A 17,477-nucleotide genomic window follows, 5' to 3' on the forward strand; every position below is an offset into this window, starting at 1 on the left:
CCCATGATGTTCCGCTCCACCCGGACGTCGACGGGGAGATCGGGCAGGCAGCTGTTGATCCCGTCGAGCACCCGCACCGGCACCGGCACCGGCACCGGCCTGAAAGCTACTCGGAGTAGTCCACGCTCAGCCAGCGCTGCGGTTTCATCCGGATGATGATCGAGTTCGGCGTCAGGTTCTGGTCGGTGAACGCTGCGCCGTCCTGCTCACCGAGATAGCGCACCGCGATCGCGCGCGCCTCGGCGTCCTGAGCCGCGTCGATGGACGTCACGTCGCCTTCAGCGGTGACGTACTTGTAGGGCGGCTGCTCGTCCTGCACGGTGATCGAGAATCGGCCCGCGTCCCGGATCAAGCGGTGCTTGACCGTGCCGGCATCGGTCCACAGCAGCACCTCGCCTCCGGGCTGGTAGCCGTACCAGATGGGCACCGACAGCGGGGCCCGGTCCGGGCGCTCGACCGCGATCACGCCGACGTGCAGGCCGGCCAGGTACTGCTCACGTTCGTCCTTGGTCATCTTCGCCATGCCTGACCCAACCTGTGCGAGCCCGGTCACATTCCCGTCAGTTCCGGCCGACCAGTTCGAAGACGGGGATGACGCGGTCGGTACGGGTCTCGTAGTCGGCGAAGCCGGGCGCCCGTTCGACGATGGCCGCATAGACCCGGTCGCGTTCCTCCCGCGGAAGTTCCCGGGCCGTCACCGCCCGCGGCGGGTCGGCTCCGATCTCGACGCTCACCTCCGGGTGGGCCCGAAGGTTGTACGCCCAGGCGGGATCCCGGTCCCGCCCCGCCGACGAGCCGACGACGTAGATCGTGTCGTCGATGTCGAAGTAGGCCACCGGGTTCACCCGCTGCTGCCCGCTCTTGGCGCCCGTGGAGGTGAGCAACAGCAGCGGGAAACCCTCGAACTGGCCGCCGACCTTGCCGCCGTTGGCGCGGAACTCGTCGATGTTGCGCTGATTGAAGTCGCGCTCTCCGGCCATCTGGTCAGCCATGGGGCCCATCGTATGGCGGCCCAGCCGTCACCGGGTGAGGATGATCGACATGGACCACGTCACCTTCGTCCCGACGCCCGATCAGTTCAGCTTCACCTTCGGTGGCGCGGAGCCGGTGCGACGGATCCGTCCGGGCACCGTGCTGACGCTGTGGACCGAGGACGCCTTCGGCGGCCGCATCACCAGCGCCGACGACGTCGCCACCACCGCGCTGGACACCGAGGACCTCAACCCGCAGACCGGGCCGTTCTGGATCGAGGGCGCCGAGCCCGGTGACACGCTGGCCGTGCACCTGGTCGATCTGACCCCGGCGCGCACCTGGGGCGCGTCGACGCTGATCCCGTTCTTCGGTGGGCTGACCAGTGTGCCGGTCAGCCCGACGTTGCAGGCCGCGCTGCCCGAGCGCACCTGGATCTACGAATACGATTCGGCGGCAAAGACTTTGGCGTTCAATGCGCAGGGCAGCGACTTCAGCGTCGCGCTGCCGTCGAACCCGATGCTGGGCACCGTCGGGGTGGCGCCCGCGCGCCGCGAGGTGCGGACGTCACTGGTGCCCGACGTGTTCGGCGGCAACATGGACACCCCCGAGATGACGGCGGGCGCGACGTGCTTCCTGCGGGTCAACGTGCCGGGGGCGCTGTTCTCCCTGGGTGACGGGCACTACCGCCAGGGTGAGGGCGAGTCGTGCGGCACTGCCGTCGAGGGCGCCATGCACGTCACCGCGATCGTCGACCTGATCAAAGGCGGCGGTGGTCCGGCGTGGCCGCGCCTGGAGACCGACACCCATCTGATGTGCGTCGGTTCCGGCCGGCCGCTGGAAGAGGCGTGGCGCGCGGGGCAGGTCGAGATGATCACCTGGCTGGGTGAGCTCTACGGACTCGACCGCCTCGACGCCTACCAGTTGCTCACCCAGATCTCCCTCGCGCCGATCGCCAACGTCGTCGACACCAACTACAGCGCAGTGACCAAGATCGACAAGCGGCTGCTGCCCACGGCATCCGCATACGGCGGCATTCACGCCGACCTACGTTCGGCAGCAAGCTCTCTGGGCGCCATCAACTACTGAGGAGAACAACAATGGATCTCGGACTTTCGGGTAAGCGTTTCGCCGTCACAGGCGGTACGCGCGGCATCGGCCGCGCGGTGGTCGAGGGTCTGCTGGCCGAGGGCGCCGCGGTCGCCTACTGTGCGCGCACCCCGGACGCGGTGGCCGAGGCGCAGTCCGAGCTGACCGCCGACGGCGCAACCGCCGTGGGCACCGCGGTCGACGTCGGTGACGGCGCCGCGGTCGCGGCGTGGGTGAACGCCACCGCCGACGCGTTCGGCGGCCTGGACGGCGTGGTCGCCAACGTCAGCGCGCTCGCGATCCCGGAAACCCCGGAGAACTGGCGCACCTCGTTCGAGGTGGACATGATGGGCACGGTCGGCCTGGTCGACGCGGCACTGCCGCATCTGCTGGCCTCGGACGCCGGGTCGATCGTGACGATCTCGAGTGTGTCGGGTCGCGAGATCGACTTCGCCGCAGGCCCGTACGGCACGATGAAGGCCGCGATCATCCACTACACCCAGGGTCTGGCGTTCAAGCTGGCCGGGCAGGGGGTGCGCGCGAACACCGTCAGCCCCGGCAACACGTACTTCCCCGGCGGGGTGTGGCCGACGATCGAGCGGAACGACCCGGAGTTGTTCGCGTCCGCGCTCGCGCTCAACCCCACCGGCCGGATGGCGACACCGCAGGAGGTCGCCAACGCGGTGGTGTTCCTGTCCAGTCCTGCGGCGGGCTTCATCACCGGGACCAACCTGCTCGTCGACGGCGCCCTCACCCGCGGCGTCCAGCTGTGACCCCGGCGTAGGGCAGGATTGCGGGGGCATGGTTGACACCGACGGCACCCCCGAGACCTCCCGGCGCAGGCACATCACCCGGCTCGCGCTGTTCGTGGCGGTGCTGTCGGCGCTGTTCTACCTGACCGCGATCGAGCGGGTCATCGACGTCGCGGACGTCCGTGGGCTGATCGAGTCGACCGGCCCGCTGGCGCCGCTGACCTATGTCGCGGTGTCGTCGGTGCTCGGGGCGCTGCTGGTGCCCGGCCCGCTGCTGGCCGCCGGCAGTGGTTTCCTGTTCGGCCCGCTGCTGGGCACGTTCGTGACGTTGGGCGCGACGATCGGGTCGGCGGTGATCACCGCGTTCGCGGGGCGGCGCGCCGGACGCGACAGTGCCCGCTCGCTGCTGGGCCCGGACCGCGCGGCCCGGATCGACGGGCTGATCCGGCGGGGCGGGCTGTGGGCCGTCGTCGGCCAGCGCTGGATTCCGGGCGTCAACGACGCGCTGGCCTCCTACACGTTCGGCGCGTTCGGCGTCCCGCTGTGGCAGATGGCCGCCGGGGCGTTCATCGGGTCGGCGCCCAAGGCGTTCGCCTACACCGCGGTGGGATCGAGCCTCGGGGAGTTCTCCGCGCCGCTGTTGGTCGCCGCGGTCGTGGTGTGGTGCGTGACGGCGGTGGTCGGTGCGTTCGCGGCCCGGCGCGGCTGGCAGCGGTGGCGGTCGCGGGGATGACGGGCCTCGTCGTCACCGAGGAGTTCCGCCACGCGCTGGACCTGCTGGCCGGCGGTGAGCACCTGTTCCTGACCGGCAAGGCCGGCACCGGCAAGTCGACGCTGATCCGCCGCTTCCTGGCCGAGACCGACCGCAACGTGGTGGTCGTCGCGCCGACGGGCATCGCGGCGCTCAACGTCGACGGCTACACCATCCACCGGCTGTTCGGTTTCCGGTCGACGACCACGCTGGAGGAGATCCGCAGCGGCGGTTACCGGCCGGGCCGGTTCACCAAGACGCTGGCCTCATTGCAGACCCTGATCATCGACGAGGCGTCGATGGTGCGCGCCGACATCTTCGACATGATCGCCGCCGCGCTGGAGCGGTTCGGGCCCGCACCGGGCACACCGTTCGGCGGGGTGCAGATCGTGCTCGTCGGTGACCTCTACCAGTTGCCGCCGGTGGTCCGCGAGGATGAGGCCCCGTTCTTCTCGTCGACCTACGAGACGCCGTACTTCTTCTCGGCGCGCTCCTTCGACCGCGCCGATTTCCCCACGGTGTCGTTGACGACGGTGTTCCGCCAGCTCGGCGACGACCGGATGACGGCCATTCTCAACGAGATTCGTGAGGGTGTACTGCTGGGCCACGCGCAGGAACAGCTCAACGCACGCGCTGACCGGGATTTCGTCCCGCCTGACGACGAGTTCTGGTTGACGCTGGCGCCGACCAACCGCCTCGTCACCGCACGCAACCGCCAACAGCTCGAGCGGCTGCCCGGCGACGAGATGACGCACCACGCCAGGGCATCCGGCGATCTGGCGTTGTTCGAGCCGCCGGTCGAGGAGACGCTGCGCTTCAAGGTCGGCGCGCAGGTGATGATGCTCAACAACGACCAGGGCAACCGCTGGGTCAACGGCACGGTCGGCCGGGTGGCCGGCGTCGGCTACGACCGGTACGGCGCCGTGGTCGAGGTCGAGTTCCCGGACGGCACCACCGCCGACGTCACCCCGTTCACCTGGGAGGTGACGCGGCCGGTGATGACAGGCTCAGCGCTGGGCCGCGAGGTCGTCGGCGCGTACACCCAGCTGCCGTTCAAGCTGGCGTGGGCGATCACCATCCACAAGAGCCAGGGCCAGACGCTGGACCGGGTGGTCGTCGACCTGACCGGCGGCATGTTCTCGACCGGCCAGCTCTACGTGGCGCTGAGCCGGTGCACGTCGCTGGCCGGCCTGGTGCTGAAAAGGCCTGTGCTGCCGAAGGATCTGAAGACCGATCGGCGCATCGCCCGGTTCCTGCGCACCTCTGCCGGCGAATCGGCGGCGCGCCGGTACTGCGCGATCGGGATGCTGACCGTCGGCGACGAGGGCCGGATGTCGCGTCCACGGCCGGTGGAGCTGGCCGTCGCGTTCGACGACGGCACCGCGATCACCACGCTGGTCAACCCGCAGCGTGACCTTGCCGACGCCCGGTCACGGTTCGGGATCACCGTCTCAGACGTGCTGCTGGCGCCGACTCTGCGCGAGGCCTGGGCGGTGATCGCGCCGATGCTCGCCGGGTCCACCCCGGTGGGCGCCGGCATCGACGACCAACTGGGTCTGCTCGACTTCGAGCTCAAGCGGCTGGGCTATGTGACGGCGATGCCGCTGGGCGTCGAGTTGCGCGGCACCCGGGTCACGGGGAGCACCGCGCTGGAGCGGGCCAGGTCGGCGTTGCGGGTGCATCGTAGCGTCGATTCCGAGTCCGGCGCGTCGGCGTTCGACGACCCCGAATCCGTGGAGACCGCGGGGCTTCTGGTGAGCCGGGACGTGTCGACACCGACCCCGGAGGCCGATCACCTGCCCGGGTTGTCGGCGGTGTTGCGGATCAGCCGGGACGTCGGTGCGGTGCTGTTGGGCGGGGACGCACCGGCCGTCCGCGACGACACCGGCTGGGAACCCGCGGCGCGGCAGTCGGTGGCCGACCAGCTGCGCGCGGCGGTGGCGCGGGTGCCGCTCACCGACGAGGTCATCGACCGGTTACGGCGTGTCGAGGCACTCCTGGGTGTCGAGATACTCTCGGGCACCGAACTTCTGGCGCGCCACGACATCAACGCCACCCTCACACCCGGGATGCGTATCTGTTTCACCGGCACCGCCCAGGATCCGTCCGGGCGCATCGTGGAGCGCGACGAGATCGAGCGGATGGCGGCGGCCGCGGGGTTGACGCCGGTGCAATCGGTGACCAAAACCCGCTGCGATGTGCTCGTCACGGCCGAGGCAGGCACCCAGTCGGGCAAGGCACGCAAGGCCAGGGAGTACGGCAAGCCGGTGTTCAGCGCCGACGAGTTCTTCGCCTGGCTGCGCGCCGCCGCGGAAGTCCCGGCGGAATAGGGTGGACCGCGTGCCGTCTTCTGCCTTCGCCTCGGACAACGCCGCGCCGGCGCATCCGAAGGTGCTCGAGGCCCTGCTCGGGGTGAACGACGGGCCTGCACCGTCCTACGGCAGCGACCCGGTGACCGCCGCGGCCGCCGACGCCATCAGGACGGCGTTCGACTCGCCCGGCGCCGACGTGTTGTTCACGTTCACCGGCACCGCGGCCAACATCATCGCGCTGGCATCGGCGGTGCGGCCCTGGCACGAGATCTTCTGCAGCGACGTCGCGCACGTTCTGGTCGACGAGGCCGGTGGGCTGGTCCGGATGTCCGGTGCGCAGTTGACGCGGCTGCCCAGCGTGGACGGTCTGATCGCGCCCGACGAGCTCGAACGCCGGGTGCTGGGCCGCACCGAGACAAGGTCCTCGCGCGAGCGCTCGTCCGCCGTCCATCATTCGCAGCCCCGCATCGTCTCGGTCACCCAGTCCACCGAGAACGGACGAGTGTGGCCGGCCCCGGCGCTGGCCGAGTTCATCGCCCGCGCCCACACACTGGGCCTGCTGGTGCACGTCGACGGCGCCCGCATCGCCAATGCGGTTGCCACACTTGGGGTGTCACCGCTGGAAGCGATCGGCGACGCGGACATCGTCAGCGTGGGCGGAACGAAGAACGGCCTGCTGTTCGGAGACGCGATCCTGGTGCGCCGCCCCGAGCACTTCGACGGGATCCACTACGCGCAGAAGCAGATCGGCCATCTGGCCAGCAAGCACCGGTTCATCGCCGCGCAGTTCGCGGCGCTGTTCGACGACGGGCTCTGGCTGCGCAACGCCGCGCACGCCAACGCGATGGCCCGCCGGCTCAGCACCGGCCTCGAAGCGCACGGCCTGCCGTTGGCCTCCCCGGCCGAGGCCAACGAGGTGTTCGTCCGGCTCGGTCCCGAGGCGCACCGGCGGCTGTCCGACGCGTACTCGGTGCATCAGCCCGACCTCGGCGAGCCGGTGGTCCGGTTCGTCTGCTCGTGGGCGACCACCGAAGCCGAGGTCGACGACGCGCTCGCGGTGCTCGCTCCCCCGTCCTAGCCGGCGGCCGGATCCAGGCCCAGCATCGCGGCCGGGTTGGTCGACAGGATCGCTGTCCGCTCGGCGTCGGTGATTCCCGGCATGCTCTCGAGCCAGGTGACCGGGTCCTCCTGCACCATCGGCGCCGGGTAGTCGGTGCCCAGCACCACCCGGTCGATCCCGACGGCGTCGATGAGGAACCGCAGCGTGGCTTCGGTGTAGGTACACGAGTCGTAGTAGAAGCGGGACAGGTACTCGCTGGGGGGAGCGCTCAGATTCGTTTTGGCGTCGGCGAATTCGGGGACGTTCAGGTCCGCCGCGCGCCACGTCTTGTCCATCCGGGCGACGCCGAACGCGGCGTAGCCACCGGCGTGGCCGAGACAGATCTTCAGGTCGGGATAGCGATCCATGATCCCCCCGAACACCAGCGTGCCGAACGTCACGGCGCGGTCCACGAGATTGCCGATGCTGTTGGGCAGGGCGTAGCGCGACGTTCTCGCCTTGACCAGGGTGGGTCCGCACTGGTGGAAGAACACCACCGCGCCGAGCGCTTCCACGGCCTCCCAGAACGGGTAGAAGTGGGGGTCGTCGTAGGTCAGGCCGTTGACGTGGTCGTTGACCGTGATGCCGCGGTAGTCGAGTTTGGTCATCGCGAACTCCATCTCCGCGATCGCCATGTCGATGTCCTGCATCGGCACCGTCGCCAACCCGGTGAACCGGTCGGGATGGTCGCGCATCATCGCGCCGATCTCCTCGTTGCACGCCCTGGCGATGTCCTGCGTCACCGCGGGATCCAGTTCATAGCGGTAGAAGTCGTTGTTGACCGTGAGCACGTGCATGTCCACGCCCGCCGCGTCCATCTTCGCGATGCGGTCGCCCGGCGCGATCGAGAACTCCGGGATCTCCAGCTCCCCGATCTCACCGGTCAGCGTGTGCCAGGAGCCCCCGCCCAGCACCGCCTCCCGGAAACTGGGCGGCGTGACATGGGAATGAACGTCTATGACGGACACGGCTTGTGCACCTCTCTTCGCGTCACGTCGCCGAGCAGCGACGCGGCGGTCCCCCGCAGGATCGACTCGATCTCGTCTTCGGACAGCACCCCGATGTGCACCAGACGCCGGACGGGGTCGAGCACCCGCATCGGCGCCGGCCAGTCTGTACCGAGCACCACCCGGTCTGCACCGACGACGTCGACGAGGTAGCGCAGGGTTCTCGGCTCGTAGGTCACCGCGTCGTAGATGAACCGGCGCGCGTAGGTGCTCGGCGGTGCGGTGGCGGCGCCGCGCAGCGCCGGGAACGCCCGCCAGCCCTGGTCCATCCGGTCCAGCGCGAAGACGGTGTAGCCCCCGGCGTGGCCGAGGCAGACCTTCAGGCCGGGGTAGCGGTCCATCACGCCGCCGTAGACGAGCGCGCCGAACGTGATGGTGCGGTCGACGAGGTTCCCGATCGAGTTGAAGAAGAAGAACCTGTCGATGCGGGCCGCCACGGACGTGGGCGCGTACTGGTGCACGAAGACCAGCGCGCCGAGCTCTTCGGCGGCTTCCCAGAACCCGTCGAAGCGCGCCTCGTCGTAGGTGTGCCCGTTCACGTGGTCGTCGATCATCACTCCGCGCAGTCCGAGTTCACCGACCGCCCTTTCGAGTTCGGCGACGGCCAGACCGGTGTCCTGCATCGGCACGGTGGCCAGCCCGGCGATGCGGTCCGGAAGCGCGCGGACCATCTCGGCGATCTCGTCGTTGACCTTGCGGGCGATCGCGGCGGCGTCGTCCGGGGCACGGTGATACTGGTAGAACACGTCGGTCGGCGAGGTCAGTTGCACGTCGATGCCGTCGGCGTCCATCGCCTCGACGCGACGCTCGAGCGTCCATCGGTTCATCGGGTTGTGCAGCTCACCGTCCGCCGCGGTCATGCCGTGCCAGTCCCGGCCCGCCAGCACCTCGTCGCTGAAACACCGGGGGGTGACGTGGGCGTGGACGTCGACGATGGCGTGGGGCGCCGTCACAGGCCGTGCATGGTGTGGGACAGGCGTGCGGTCCACTCGTACTGGGTGGCCTCCCCGACCTGCTTCATCACGCGCGCATACTCCTCACCGGCGAGCAGTTCCGCGGCAGATTCCTGAGTGCGGCAGCGGATGTCGACGACGAAGTCGAAGTCCGTGCTCAGCGTGCCGACGTTCTTGCCGATCACCACCTGCTCGACCTGCGGGACCTCCTGAAGCCCGCGCAGTGCCTCCAGCGCCGATTCCTTACCGGCCTCGTCGGTCTCGTCGGCCCAGAGGAACATCGCGGAGTGCTTGACCTGGTTCTTGACGATGGCCGGCTCGCCCTCGTACCACCAGTCGACACGAGCGGTGATCTCGCCACGGCAGATCGAGGCGTTGTAGACCGCGACCTCATGGTGGACGTCGTCGTCGTTGTAGTCGTCGAGTCCGGCCTGGTCGTCGAAGTCCAGGTGCAGCGCGACATCGTAGTTCACCGCAGGCCCCAGTCTGCGGCTGCGCCACAGCGGCGTGCGCTTCCACGGCTTGACCTCACGCAGCAGGCTCGACCCGCCGAACAGGTCGGTGCCGAAATCCAGGGCCCGCACGCTGGGGCAGGCGAATCGCATGTAGGCCAGACCCTTGAGCATGAGCATCTGCTGCTCAGGGGTGGAGTCCTCACGGAGCATGAAGAACGCACTGTGGCGCAACATCAGAACGGTTTCCCTTCGAGAAGTGGTGAGACAGTGGGTGGGTCAGGTGGTGACGGGCTCGAGGCGCATCTGCTCGAACAGCGCGAGCACGTCGGCTTGCTGGGTGACCACGGCCCGGTCGGTCTGCAGTCGGGGCCGCGGCAGGCTGATGGGAATGTCGGCGTACAGGGTGCCGCCGGTGTTCATCATCAGGATCCGGTCGGACAGCTGCACCGCCTCGCTGACGTCGTGGGTGACGAACAGCACGGTCGCACCGGAGTCCTGCCACAGCTGCTGCAGGTCGGTGCGCAGGCTGCGCGCGGTGATGGCGTCGAGGTGGCTGAACGGCTCGTCCATCAGCAGCAGGTCCGGTTCGATGGACAGGGCTCTGGCGATGCCGATGCGCTGCCGCATCCCGCCGGACAGCTGCGCCGGATACATCGACGCGGTGTGCGCCAGGCCCACCATCTCCAGGTAGTGCAGGCACTTTCGCTGCCTGCTCTTGCGGTCACCGCCGTCGTGCACGTAGGTCATGTTGTCCAGGACCGTGCGCCACGGCAGCAGTCGCGGGTCCTGGAAGACGTATCCGATGGTGGCCCGAGACGCCTCACCGGACACCGACAGGGATCCCGACGTCGGGTTCTCGACACCGGAGACCAGGTTGAGGAACGTGCTCTTGCCGCATCCGGACGGTCCGACCAGACACACGAAGGTGTGCCCGGAGATCTCGAAGGTGAGGTCGGCGATCGCGTGCACACTGCTCTGGCCATCGGCGCGGGCGGGGTAGACCTTGGTGATGCGGTCGGCTATCAGGGTCGCCATGGATCCTCCGGTCTGCTCGTACTTCTCACCATCGCTCCGTTCCTTCCTGCCAACGCCGTGACCATCGGGACAGCCGTTCCAGGATCAGCCGGTCGACGGCCAGGATCACGGCGATCTCGATCAGCCCCCACCCCATCAGTCCGTCGAAATTGCCCGCGTCATACCAGAACGCGGCACGGTAGCCGGCGCCCCAGTTACTGGCGAAGAACTCGACGAGCGACAGCGCTCCCCAGCCCGCCAGGACCGCGTAGCGGAACCCGGCGATGATGTAGGGCGCCATCGCCGGCAGCACCAGCGTGGAGAACACCCGCCGCTGGGGTACGTGGTAGGCCGCCGACATCTCCAGCAGCGGCCGCGGAAGCGCCTTGGCCCCTTCGAAAGTCGATGCGACGAGCATCGGGGTGGCTGCCAGCACCGGCACCACGAACGGCCCCACTTCCGAGAATCCCCACCAGATCGCGGCCAGCAGCGCCCAGATGAACGCGGGCAGCGCCAGCAGCACGGTGTTGATGTCCCGGCAGAACGCGCCGACCCGCCACCAGCGTCCCATCGCCCACCCGATCAGCACCCCGAGGACGAGCACCGCCGTCAGCGCGATCGCCGCCCGGCGCAGCGTCCAGGTCAGATGGATCCACAGTTCCCCGCGCAGCGTCTCGTCGATGAGAAACTGCACCGTGCCCAGCGGTGTCGGGATGCGGTCGGACAGAAGGCCGATGAGCTGCCAGCCGACCAGGACCAGCAGCCGTGCGGTGTAGCGCGCCGCCCGGTCCGACCGCAGCCAGGCGCGGCTGTCCCGCTGGACGGTGGTGGTCACGCGCCGACCCGGGCCGGCTGCGGCGGGTTCCGGCGAACGAGCCGGCGCCGCCGTGGCGGTGTCTCCGTCCGCCAGCGGAACAACCGGTGTTCGACGTTGACCAGTACCAGCCGTTCGATGAGCACGACGAAGATGACGAAGAAACCCATCCAGGCCAACAGGTCCCGCACCGAGAAGAGGTGGTAGGACCGCGAGATCTGATAGCCGACGCCGCTGTCTCCGCCGAATGTCTCGACCAGCGCGGCGAGCTTCCACGAGTCGGCGAACGACACCCGGCCGCCTGCGAAGGCGAACGGGGTGACCGTGGGGATCAGCACGTGCCTGATCAGTTGCAGGCGAGTCCGGTTGAACGCGTTGCTCATCCCGACCAGGTCCTGATCCACCGACATCATTCCGGCGGCGACGTTGAGCGCGATCGACGGAAGGACGAACAGCACCACCACCGATGTCGGGCCCATACCGCTGATCCCGAACACGATGATCGCCACGATGGCGTAGACGATCAGCGGGACGTTCGCCGCGAGGTAGATCAGGTCGTGGAAGAAGGACCGCGCGTAGCGGAAGCGGCCCATCAGGAAGCCGATCACCGTGCCGGCGACCACGGCGATGACCCAGCCCAGGACGGCCCGCCAGAAGCTCATCAGGAAGTTGTGCAGGACGTCCCCGGTGACCACCAACTCCGCCATCCGTGACGCCACGGACCACGGCGAGGGCAGCACGTAGGGCTCCATCCGTGAGGCCGCGTACGCCCAGATCCCGATGAACACCGCGATGCCGGCAAGCGAATAGCCCTGAGCGGCAAGCGAACGTCTCGTCGTGGCAGAACGCATGGTCACGACTGCGGGGAGACGACGACCATCTCCGGGTCCGCGGTGTCGGCGTTGACGACGCCCGCGGTCTTCATGAGTTCGTAGATGCCCTCTTCCTCGTCGACCCACTGCTGGTCGAGGTACGGCGAGTCGACGAACCAGTCGAAGGTGTTACCGAAGTAGGCCTTGATCCATGCCGCCTCGTCGGGCGACTCCACCGCGAAGTGCTCCGGGTACGCGTCGATGATCTCCTCGCGGTGGGCCGCCCACTCGTCGAGCGCCCGCTGCCACACCGCGAGGAAGAACGCCGCCTCGTCCTGATGCGTGTCATACCAGTCTTTCCGGGCGACGAACAGGTTGCTCATCACGCCACGGTGCCCGGGCGCGATCGACTCGCCGTACAGTTCGGAGGCCGACTTGCCGTCGTACATGATGTTCAGTGCGCCCGAGGCGAATTCGGGAATGGACTGGGTCGGGTCGGCGAACGCGGCGCAGACCTCGCCCTCCTGCACGAGGCTCGGGATGATCTGGTAGTCGGCGGTGACGAGGTTGAGGTCCTCGCCGTTCTCGGCGAGTTCGCGCTTGTCGATCTGGTCGAGCAGCGCCTGCCAGATCAACGCGTTGCCGACCACCGATTCGGCGGCGATCTTGCATCCTTCGGGCAGGTCGGCGGCGGTCTCCCACTCCGGGTTCGCGGTGATCATGACGTCCTTGGCATAGTTGAACTTGCCGAAGGTGACCGTCTTGATCCCGGTCTCCTGTTCGAGGTTCTGCAGCTCGTAGGTACCGATGGAGATGACGTCGGCGTGCCCGCCGACGAACTGGCCGAATTCGTCCCAGGTGATGGTCTGCAGGATGCGGTACCCCGACTCCGCCTCCATCTCTTCGAGGATCCCCTGGTCCTGGATCCAGTCCCAGGCCGGGTCGGGCGAGAACGTGAAGCGGATGACGTTTTCGTCGCTGTCGGCGGCGCTGGAGGCCGACTCGGCGGGCCCCGAACAACCGGTGGCGACCAGCACGCCGGCGCTGACCGCACAGAACAACGCTTTCATCATTGTTGGACCTCCTACGTCCGGTGCCATGCTGACAACCGTCGCCGGTGACGGGTCGCCACGCGAACACGCGCAGCGGCAGCTGAGCCACTCGGTACCGCTGCGGCGATGCGCATCTAAAACCCGTCGGAGGCCGTAATACCTAGCTGAGTGACAGGAAAATCACGTTAGGCGCCTGCGGGTTCGGTTTGGTTTCACAGATGTAAAGATCTCGCGTCGTGCCGAAACATGGGTCGCGCCTGCACCTTTGCTTCCGATCACGGGTCGGCCGGCGGTCTGGTGAACCGCGCCAGGGCCGCGGCGAGTGGTTCGACGGTGGCGAACACCGGGTGCATCGCGTTGATCGAGTTGACGTGCGCGGTCTCGGTCAGCGCCGCGCACGCCTCTTCGGCGACCAGCACGTGGTACCCGGAGTCGGCGGCGTCCCGCACGGTGGATTCGACGCATCCACTGGTCATCACACCGCAGACGACCAACTGCTCGACGCCGAGGTTGCGCAGGATGCGGTCGATGTGGCTGCCGATGAACGCACTGGTGGTCGTCTTGTTGATGACGATGTCCCCGGGCACCGGCGCCACCTCGGGAAGGAACTCCGAATCCGGTTCGTCCACGCCGGCGGTCATGTCCCAGTATCGGTAGCGCCATCCGAGGTCGCGCCCGTCCCCGGTCAGTGACGCGATCCTGGTGTGGACCACCGGCATGCCCGCCTCCCGGGCGGCGGCGAGCAGCGCCGCGATGGCGGGCACCGTCAGGTGTTCGAGCCGATCGAAGAACCATTCGACGTGGCCGCGGACCCCGTGCACGTCCGCCCGCCGTCCGAACTCGCCGTCCCGGTGGGCGTCGAGGCGTTGCATGTCGATCACCACCAGGGCCGCCCGGCCCGGATCCAGCCTGAATTCGGGCATGCCCCCGGGTAACCGGAAGCACTGCCGCAGTTGGAGATCGATGTGGTCGAGGCTCACCGGCCGGGTGCCGCCGGGTCGACGGGCACGGTTCGTCTGTCGGCGGCCGATCGGTACAACGCCTCGGCGACGTAGACGGCGCGCAGCCCGTCGGCGCCGTCCCCGTTCAGTTCACCGCCGCGCACCGCGGCGGTGAACGCGGTGACCTCGCCGGCATATGCGGACACCGCCGAGGTCGCGAGCCGGGTGGTGCCGTTGTCGTCGTGCAGATCGAGCGTGTCTCCGGGGGCCGGACTGGTTCCGCCGCGCGCGTCGAGCCAGCCCGCGGTGCCGAACACCGTCCAGTCCGGGCGGGTTCCGGGCCGCTTGCTGTGGGAGGCCATGTTCACCAACGTGCCGTCGGCCAGCCGGCAGGTGCCCACGAAGACGTCCTCGTCGGCGTCGAGGTCGGTCATGCAGGTGACCTCGACGATCGGGTGGCCGCACAGGAACGCGGCCAGGTCGACCGCGTGGGTGCCCTGGTGCAGCAGCGAGCCTCCGCCGGCGAGTGCGGGTTCGGCACGCCAGGTGTCGTAGGGGTACAGACCCTTGCCCGCACCGACTGCCATCTCGGCATAGAAGACGTCCCCGATTCCGCCCGCGGCGATCGTCTCCCGCGCCCTGCGGGCAGTCTCCTTGTGCCGCAGATGGAATCCGATGCCCAGCAGGACTCCGTTGGCCGCGGCGGCATCCACCATCGCGTGGGCGTCCGCCCGCTCGAGTGCCATCGGCTTCTCGACGAGCACGTGCTTGCCCGCCTCCACGGCCGCCAGCGTGTGCGGGGCGTGCAGCGCGTTCGGCGAGGCGATGTACACGACGTCCACCCCCGGGTCGGCGAGCATCTGCGGGTAGTCGTCGTAGGCGGCGGCCGCGCCGTGCTTGGCGGCGAAGGCCTTGGCCCGTTCGCCGCTGCGGCTGCAGACCGCGGCCAGGTGCGCTGCGCTGTCCCCGTCGACCGCGGGTGCGATCGACAGGTCGGCGAGTACGCCGATGCCGATGAGCCCCCACCCGATGCTCATCGGGCGTCCACCCGGAACAGGCGCCGTTCACGATAGGTGGGCAGCTTGGCCCGCACCCGGTTGGCCCACGGCGTGAAGTTCTGCGGGTGGACGTTCTTGGCGTCGGAATGGTCGACGCTGACCACGTCGTAGAGCGCGAGGAACTTGGTGAGGTTGTCGAGGCCCTGGAACCTCCGGCAGTTCAGGTAACCGTCGACGATCTTGACGAACTCCACGTGCTCAGTGTTGTACCAGTCGTTGAATTCGTCCTGGTCTCGGGACGGTACCTCGAAGAACGCCCCGTGCAGGATGGCGGTGGGTTCGGCGGTGTACGGGACATCGGAGGACGTGAAGATCTGCCGGTACACCCGTCCGTCGACGTCGTCGAAGGACGGCGCGGGCACCGGCGCGGGGCCTGCCGTGGCCGCCTCGGCGTCGGCCGCCCGCCATTCGGCGCTGTAGGGGACGGTGAAGTCGTCGAGGTCGTAGACCACCATCGCCGGCGCGGAGCCGACGACTCCACGGCAGCGCCGCACGGAGACGACACCGGGAACGTTCGCGCGTGCGGTGCGGTAGGTGGTGTCGTACCAGGAACCCCAGGGGCCGTAGTCGTCGTCGGTGACCGACACGAGCTCGACATATACCCCGGGGCAGGGCGCGGTGCCCGGCATCGTTGTCTCCATTTCTTCTCGGGTTCAGGCGGATACGCGGTCGAACAGGGAGGCGGCGGTACCGCGCAGGATCAGATCCTTCTCCGCGGCGCTCAGGACCGTCTGCTCGGTGAGCCATTCCACGGGGTCGTCGATCGCCATCGGGGCCGGCCAGTCGGTGCCCAGCATGACCCGGTCGGCGCCGACGACGTCGATGAGGAACCGCAACGTGCGCGCCTGGTAGGTGACGCTGTCGTAGTAGAAGCGGCTCGCATAGGTGCTGGGCGGCGCGGTGATCCGGCCACGCGACCAGGGCCAGACGTGCCAGCCGTGGTCGAGCCGGTCCAGCGCGTACGGCGTGTAACCACCGGCGTGGCCGAGGCAGATCTTCAGGTCGGGATAGTCGTCCATCACCCCGCCGTAGACGAACGTGGCGAACGTGATCGCGCGGTCAACGAGGTTACCGATCGAGTTCGGCAGGAAGTAGGACCGGCTCCGGTAGGCGACCGAGGTCCGCATGTTCTGGTGGATGAGCAGAAACGCGCCGAGTTCCTCGGCCGCCTGCCACACCGGTCCGAAAACCGGGCTGTCATAGGTCAGCCCGTTCACGTGGTCTTCGATCATGAAGCCGTTCAGGTCGAGATCACGCATGCCCCGGACTATTTCGGCGACGGCGAGGTCGGGGTCCTGCATGGGCAGGGTCCCCAGCGCGCCGAACCGGGTCGGGTGCGCGCGTTTGAGCTCGGCGAGCTCGTCGTTGACCTCCCGCGCGATGGCCGCGGTGGTCGCCGGGTCCTGACGGTACTGGTAGAAGGCGTCGGTGGGTGAGACCAGTTGTATGTCGACACCCATCCTGTCCATCTCCTCGAGCCGGCGGGCGACGCTGTAGTGGTTGCGCGGGTTGTCGAGTTCGCCGTCGGCGGCGGTCATCCCGTGCCAGCACTCGTTGCGGCCGATCGCGTCGCGGAAGCGCTGCACCGTCATGTGGGCGTGCACGTCGACGACGGGTGGCGGGGATGTTGTTGTGGTAGTGGTGGTGGTGTTCACATCGCCTCGAATCGTTCCAAGATGCCGGCCTGCATGGTGGCTACGGCGGGGTCGGTGGCCCGGCGCGGCCTGGGCAGGTCGATCGTGATGTCGGCGTGGATCACGCCGCCGGGTGCCAGCACGATGATCCGGTCGGACAGTTGCACCGCCTCCATCACGTCGTGGGTGACGAACAGCACCGTGGTGGGGCGCTGCGCCAGGAGCTCCTGCAACTGGTCGCGCAGCGCGCGGGCGGTGATGGCGTCGAGGTGGCTGAACGGTTCGTCCATCAACAGCAGGTCGGGATCCACCGAGAAGGCCCTGGCGATGCCGGCCCGTTGCTGCATGCCGCCCGAGAGCTGGTTGGGGTAGAGGTTCTCGACGTCGTCGAGTTTGACCATCTCCAGGTGGCGCCGCACCGACTCCCGGCGCTGCGCGCCGCGGTCGTCGTGCACGTAGAGCATGTTGTCCATGATGGTGCGCCACGGCAGCAGCCTCGGGTCCTGGAAGACGTAGCCGAGCCGGGCCGGTTTACCGTTCTCGGTGATCGACAGATGCCCGGCCGACGGCGTGTCCACCCCCGAGATGATGTTCAGCAGAGTGCTTTTCCCGCAGCCCGACGGGCCGACGATCGACACGAACTGGCTGCCGTCGATCTCGATGCTGATGTCGTTGAGCGCCCGTACCGGTTCCTGGCCGCGGCTGCGGGCGGGGAACTGCTTGGTGATGCGATCGGCGATCAGGGTTGCCATGGGACTCCGTCCG

The 17,477-nt window shown here is 68.5% G+C and carries 19 protein-coding genes and 1 pseudogene; 5 read left to right on the forward strand and 15 right to left on the reverse strand.

The window, feature by feature from the left end; all coding sequences use genetic code 11:
• The 3 genes and pseudogenes from ASJ79_RS34965 to ASJ79_RS07300 all read right to left on the reverse strand — a co-directional run.
• A pseudogene (locus tag ASJ79_RS34965) lies at nucleotides 1-86 on the reverse strand (TetR family transcriptional regulator); the annotation flags it as partial.
• Between the two features lie 20 nt (nucleotides 87-106).
• On the reverse strand, nucleotides 107-523 hold the full coding sequence (locus ASJ79_RS07295) for a pyridoxamine 5'-phosphate oxidase family protein (RefSeq protein WP_197420111.1): 417 nt from the start codon (nucleotides 521-523) through the stop codon (nucleotides 107-109).
• Between the two features lie 37 nt (nucleotides 524-560).
• Nucleotides 561-992: a nitroreductase family deazaflavin-dependent oxidoreductase gene (locus ASJ79_RS07300; protein ID WP_067954093.1), complete on the reverse strand. Its 432-nt coding sequence runs from the start codon at nucleotides 990-992 to the stop codon at nucleotides 561-563.
• A 49-nt stretch (nucleotides 993-1,041) separates the two neighbouring features.
• Here ASJ79_RS07300 and ASJ79_RS07305 point away from each other — a divergent pair, with 49 nt between their 5' ends.
• The 5 genes from ASJ79_RS07305 to ASJ79_RS07325 are packed head-to-tail and all read left to right on the forward strand — an operon-like array spanning nucleotide 1,042 to nucleotide 6,951.
• Complete coding sequence (locus tag ASJ79_RS07305; protein ID WP_067954094.1) at nucleotides 1,042-2,058, forward strand: acetamidase/formamidase family protein; 1,017 nt, start codon at nucleotides 1,042-1,044, stop codon at nucleotides 2,056-2,058.
• Between the two features lie 11 nt (nucleotides 2,059-2,069).
• The gene (locus ASJ79_RS07310) at nucleotides 2,070-2,831 is read left to right on the forward strand and encodes an SDR family NAD(P)-dependent oxidoreductase (RefSeq protein ID WP_067954056.1); all 762 of its coding nucleotides are present in this window, start codon (nucleotides 2,070-2,072) and stop codon (nucleotides 2,829-2,831) included.
• Between the two features lie 28 nt (nucleotides 2,832-2,859).
• Entirely contained in the window at nucleotides 2,860-3,543 is a 684-nt protein-coding gene (locus ASJ79_RS07315) for a TVP38/TMEM64 family protein (protein ID WP_067954057.1), read from the forward strand.
• On the forward strand, nucleotides 3,540-5,891 hold the full coding sequence (locus tag ASJ79_RS07320; RefSeq protein WP_067954095.1) for an AAA family ATPase: 2,352 nt from the start codon (nucleotides 3,540-3,542) through the stop codon (nucleotides 5,889-5,891). Before ASJ79_RS07315 ends, ASJ79_RS07320 begins: the two co-directional genes overlap by 4 nt.
• A gap of 1 nt (nucleotide 5,892) precedes the next feature.
• Nucleotides 5,893-6,951, forward strand: coding sequence for a low specificity L-threonine aldolase (locus ASJ79_RS07325; RefSeq protein ID WP_197420112.1), 1,059 nt, complete (start codon nucleotides 5,893-5,895; stop codon nucleotides 6,949-6,951).
• On the opposite strand, the gene ASJ79_RS07330 is transcribed toward ASJ79_RS07325, so the two are convergent.
• The 12 genes from ASJ79_RS07330 to ASJ79_RS07385 form a co-directional block, all read right to left on the reverse strand.
• Nucleotides 6,948-7,940: an amidohydrolase family protein gene (locus ASJ79_RS07330; protein WP_082753699.1), complete on the reverse strand. Its 993-nt coding sequence runs from the start codon at nucleotides 7,938-7,940 to the stop codon at nucleotides 6,948-6,950. The genes ASJ79_RS07325 and ASJ79_RS07330 overlap by 4 nt on opposite strands.
• Nucleotides 7,928-8,932: an amidohydrolase family protein gene (locus ASJ79_RS07335; RefSeq protein WP_067954059.1), complete on the reverse strand. Its 1,005-nt coding sequence runs from the start codon at nucleotides 8,930-8,932 to the stop codon at nucleotides 7,928-7,930. The genes ASJ79_RS07330 and ASJ79_RS07335 overlap by 13 nt, the downstream gene beginning before the upstream one ends.
• Nucleotides 8,929-9,621 (reverse strand): hypothetical protein, encoded by a 693-nt coding sequence (locus tag ASJ79_RS07340; protein ID WP_067954060.1) that lies wholly within the window; start codon nucleotides 9,619-9,621, stop codon nucleotides 8,929-8,931. Before ASJ79_RS07340 ends, ASJ79_RS07335 begins: the two co-directional genes overlap by 4 nt.
• 42 nt (nucleotides 9,622-9,663) lie before the next feature.
• Nucleotides 9,664-10,422 carry an ABC transporter ATP-binding protein gene (locus tag ASJ79_RS07345; RefSeq protein ID WP_067954061.1) on the reverse strand — a complete coding sequence of 253 codons (759 nt, stop codon included), beginning with the start codon at nucleotides 10,420-10,422 and terminating at the stop codon, nucleotides 9,664-9,666.
• Nucleotides 10,423-10,447: 25 nt separating this feature from the next.
• Nucleotides 10,448-11,236, reverse strand: coding sequence for an ABC transporter permease (locus ASJ79_RS07350; RefSeq protein ID WP_067954062.1), 789 nt, complete (start codon nucleotides 11,234-11,236; stop codon nucleotides 10,448-10,450).
• The gene (locus ASJ79_RS07355) at nucleotides 11,233-12,066 is read right to left on the reverse strand and encodes an ABC transporter permease (protein WP_067954063.1); all 834 of its coding nucleotides are present in this window, start codon (nucleotides 12,064-12,066) and stop codon (nucleotides 11,233-11,235) included. The genes ASJ79_RS07350 and ASJ79_RS07355 overlap by 4 nt, the downstream gene beginning before the upstream one ends.
• A 2-nt stretch (nucleotides 12,067-12,068) precedes the next feature.
• Nucleotides 12,069-13,100 carry an ABC transporter substrate-binding protein gene (locus ASJ79_RS07360; protein WP_067954064.1) on the reverse strand — a complete coding sequence of 344 codons (1,032 nt, stop codon included), beginning with the start codon at nucleotides 13,098-13,100 and terminating at the stop codon, nucleotides 12,069-12,071.
• A 254-nt stretch (nucleotides 13,101-13,354) separates the two neighbouring features.
• A complete protein-coding gene (locus tag ASJ79_RS07365; RefSeq protein ID WP_156448318.1) occupies nucleotides 13,355-14,002 on the reverse strand; it encodes a cysteine hydrolase family protein in 648 nt (215 codons plus the stop codon).
• A gap of 53 nt (nucleotides 14,003-14,055) precedes the next feature.
• The gene (locus ASJ79_RS07370; protein ID WP_067954066.1) at nucleotides 14,056-15,057 is read right to left on the reverse strand and encodes a Gfo/Idh/MocA family protein; all 1,002 of its coding nucleotides are present in this window, start codon (nucleotides 15,055-15,057) and stop codon (nucleotides 14,056-14,058) included.
• Nucleotides 15,054-15,707: a hypothetical protein gene (locus tag ASJ79_RS07375; RefSeq protein WP_156448319.1), complete on the reverse strand. Its 654-nt coding sequence runs from the start codon at nucleotides 15,705-15,707 to the stop codon at nucleotides 15,054-15,056. Before ASJ79_RS07375 ends, ASJ79_RS07370 begins: the two co-directional genes overlap by 4 nt.
• 24 nt (nucleotides 15,708-15,731) lie before the next feature.
• Nucleotides 15,732-16,733, reverse strand: coding sequence for an amidohydrolase family protein (locus ASJ79_RS07380; RefSeq protein ID WP_156448320.1), 1,002 nt, complete (start codon nucleotides 16,731-16,733; stop codon nucleotides 15,732-15,734).
• On the reverse strand, nucleotides 16,730-17,464 hold the full coding sequence (locus tag ASJ79_RS07385) for an ABC transporter ATP-binding protein (protein WP_067954069.1): 735 nt from the start codon (nucleotides 17,462-17,464) through the stop codon (nucleotides 16,730-16,732). The genes ASJ79_RS07380 and ASJ79_RS07385 overlap by 4 nt, the downstream gene beginning before the upstream one ends.
• Nucleotides 17,465-17,477: the final 13 nt, after the last annotated feature.

The sequence above is a fragment of the Mycobacterium sp. NAZ190054 genome, from assembly GCF_001545925.1.
Lineage (GTDB): Bacteria > Actinomycetota > Actinomycetes > Mycobacteriales > Mycobacteriaceae > Mycobacterium.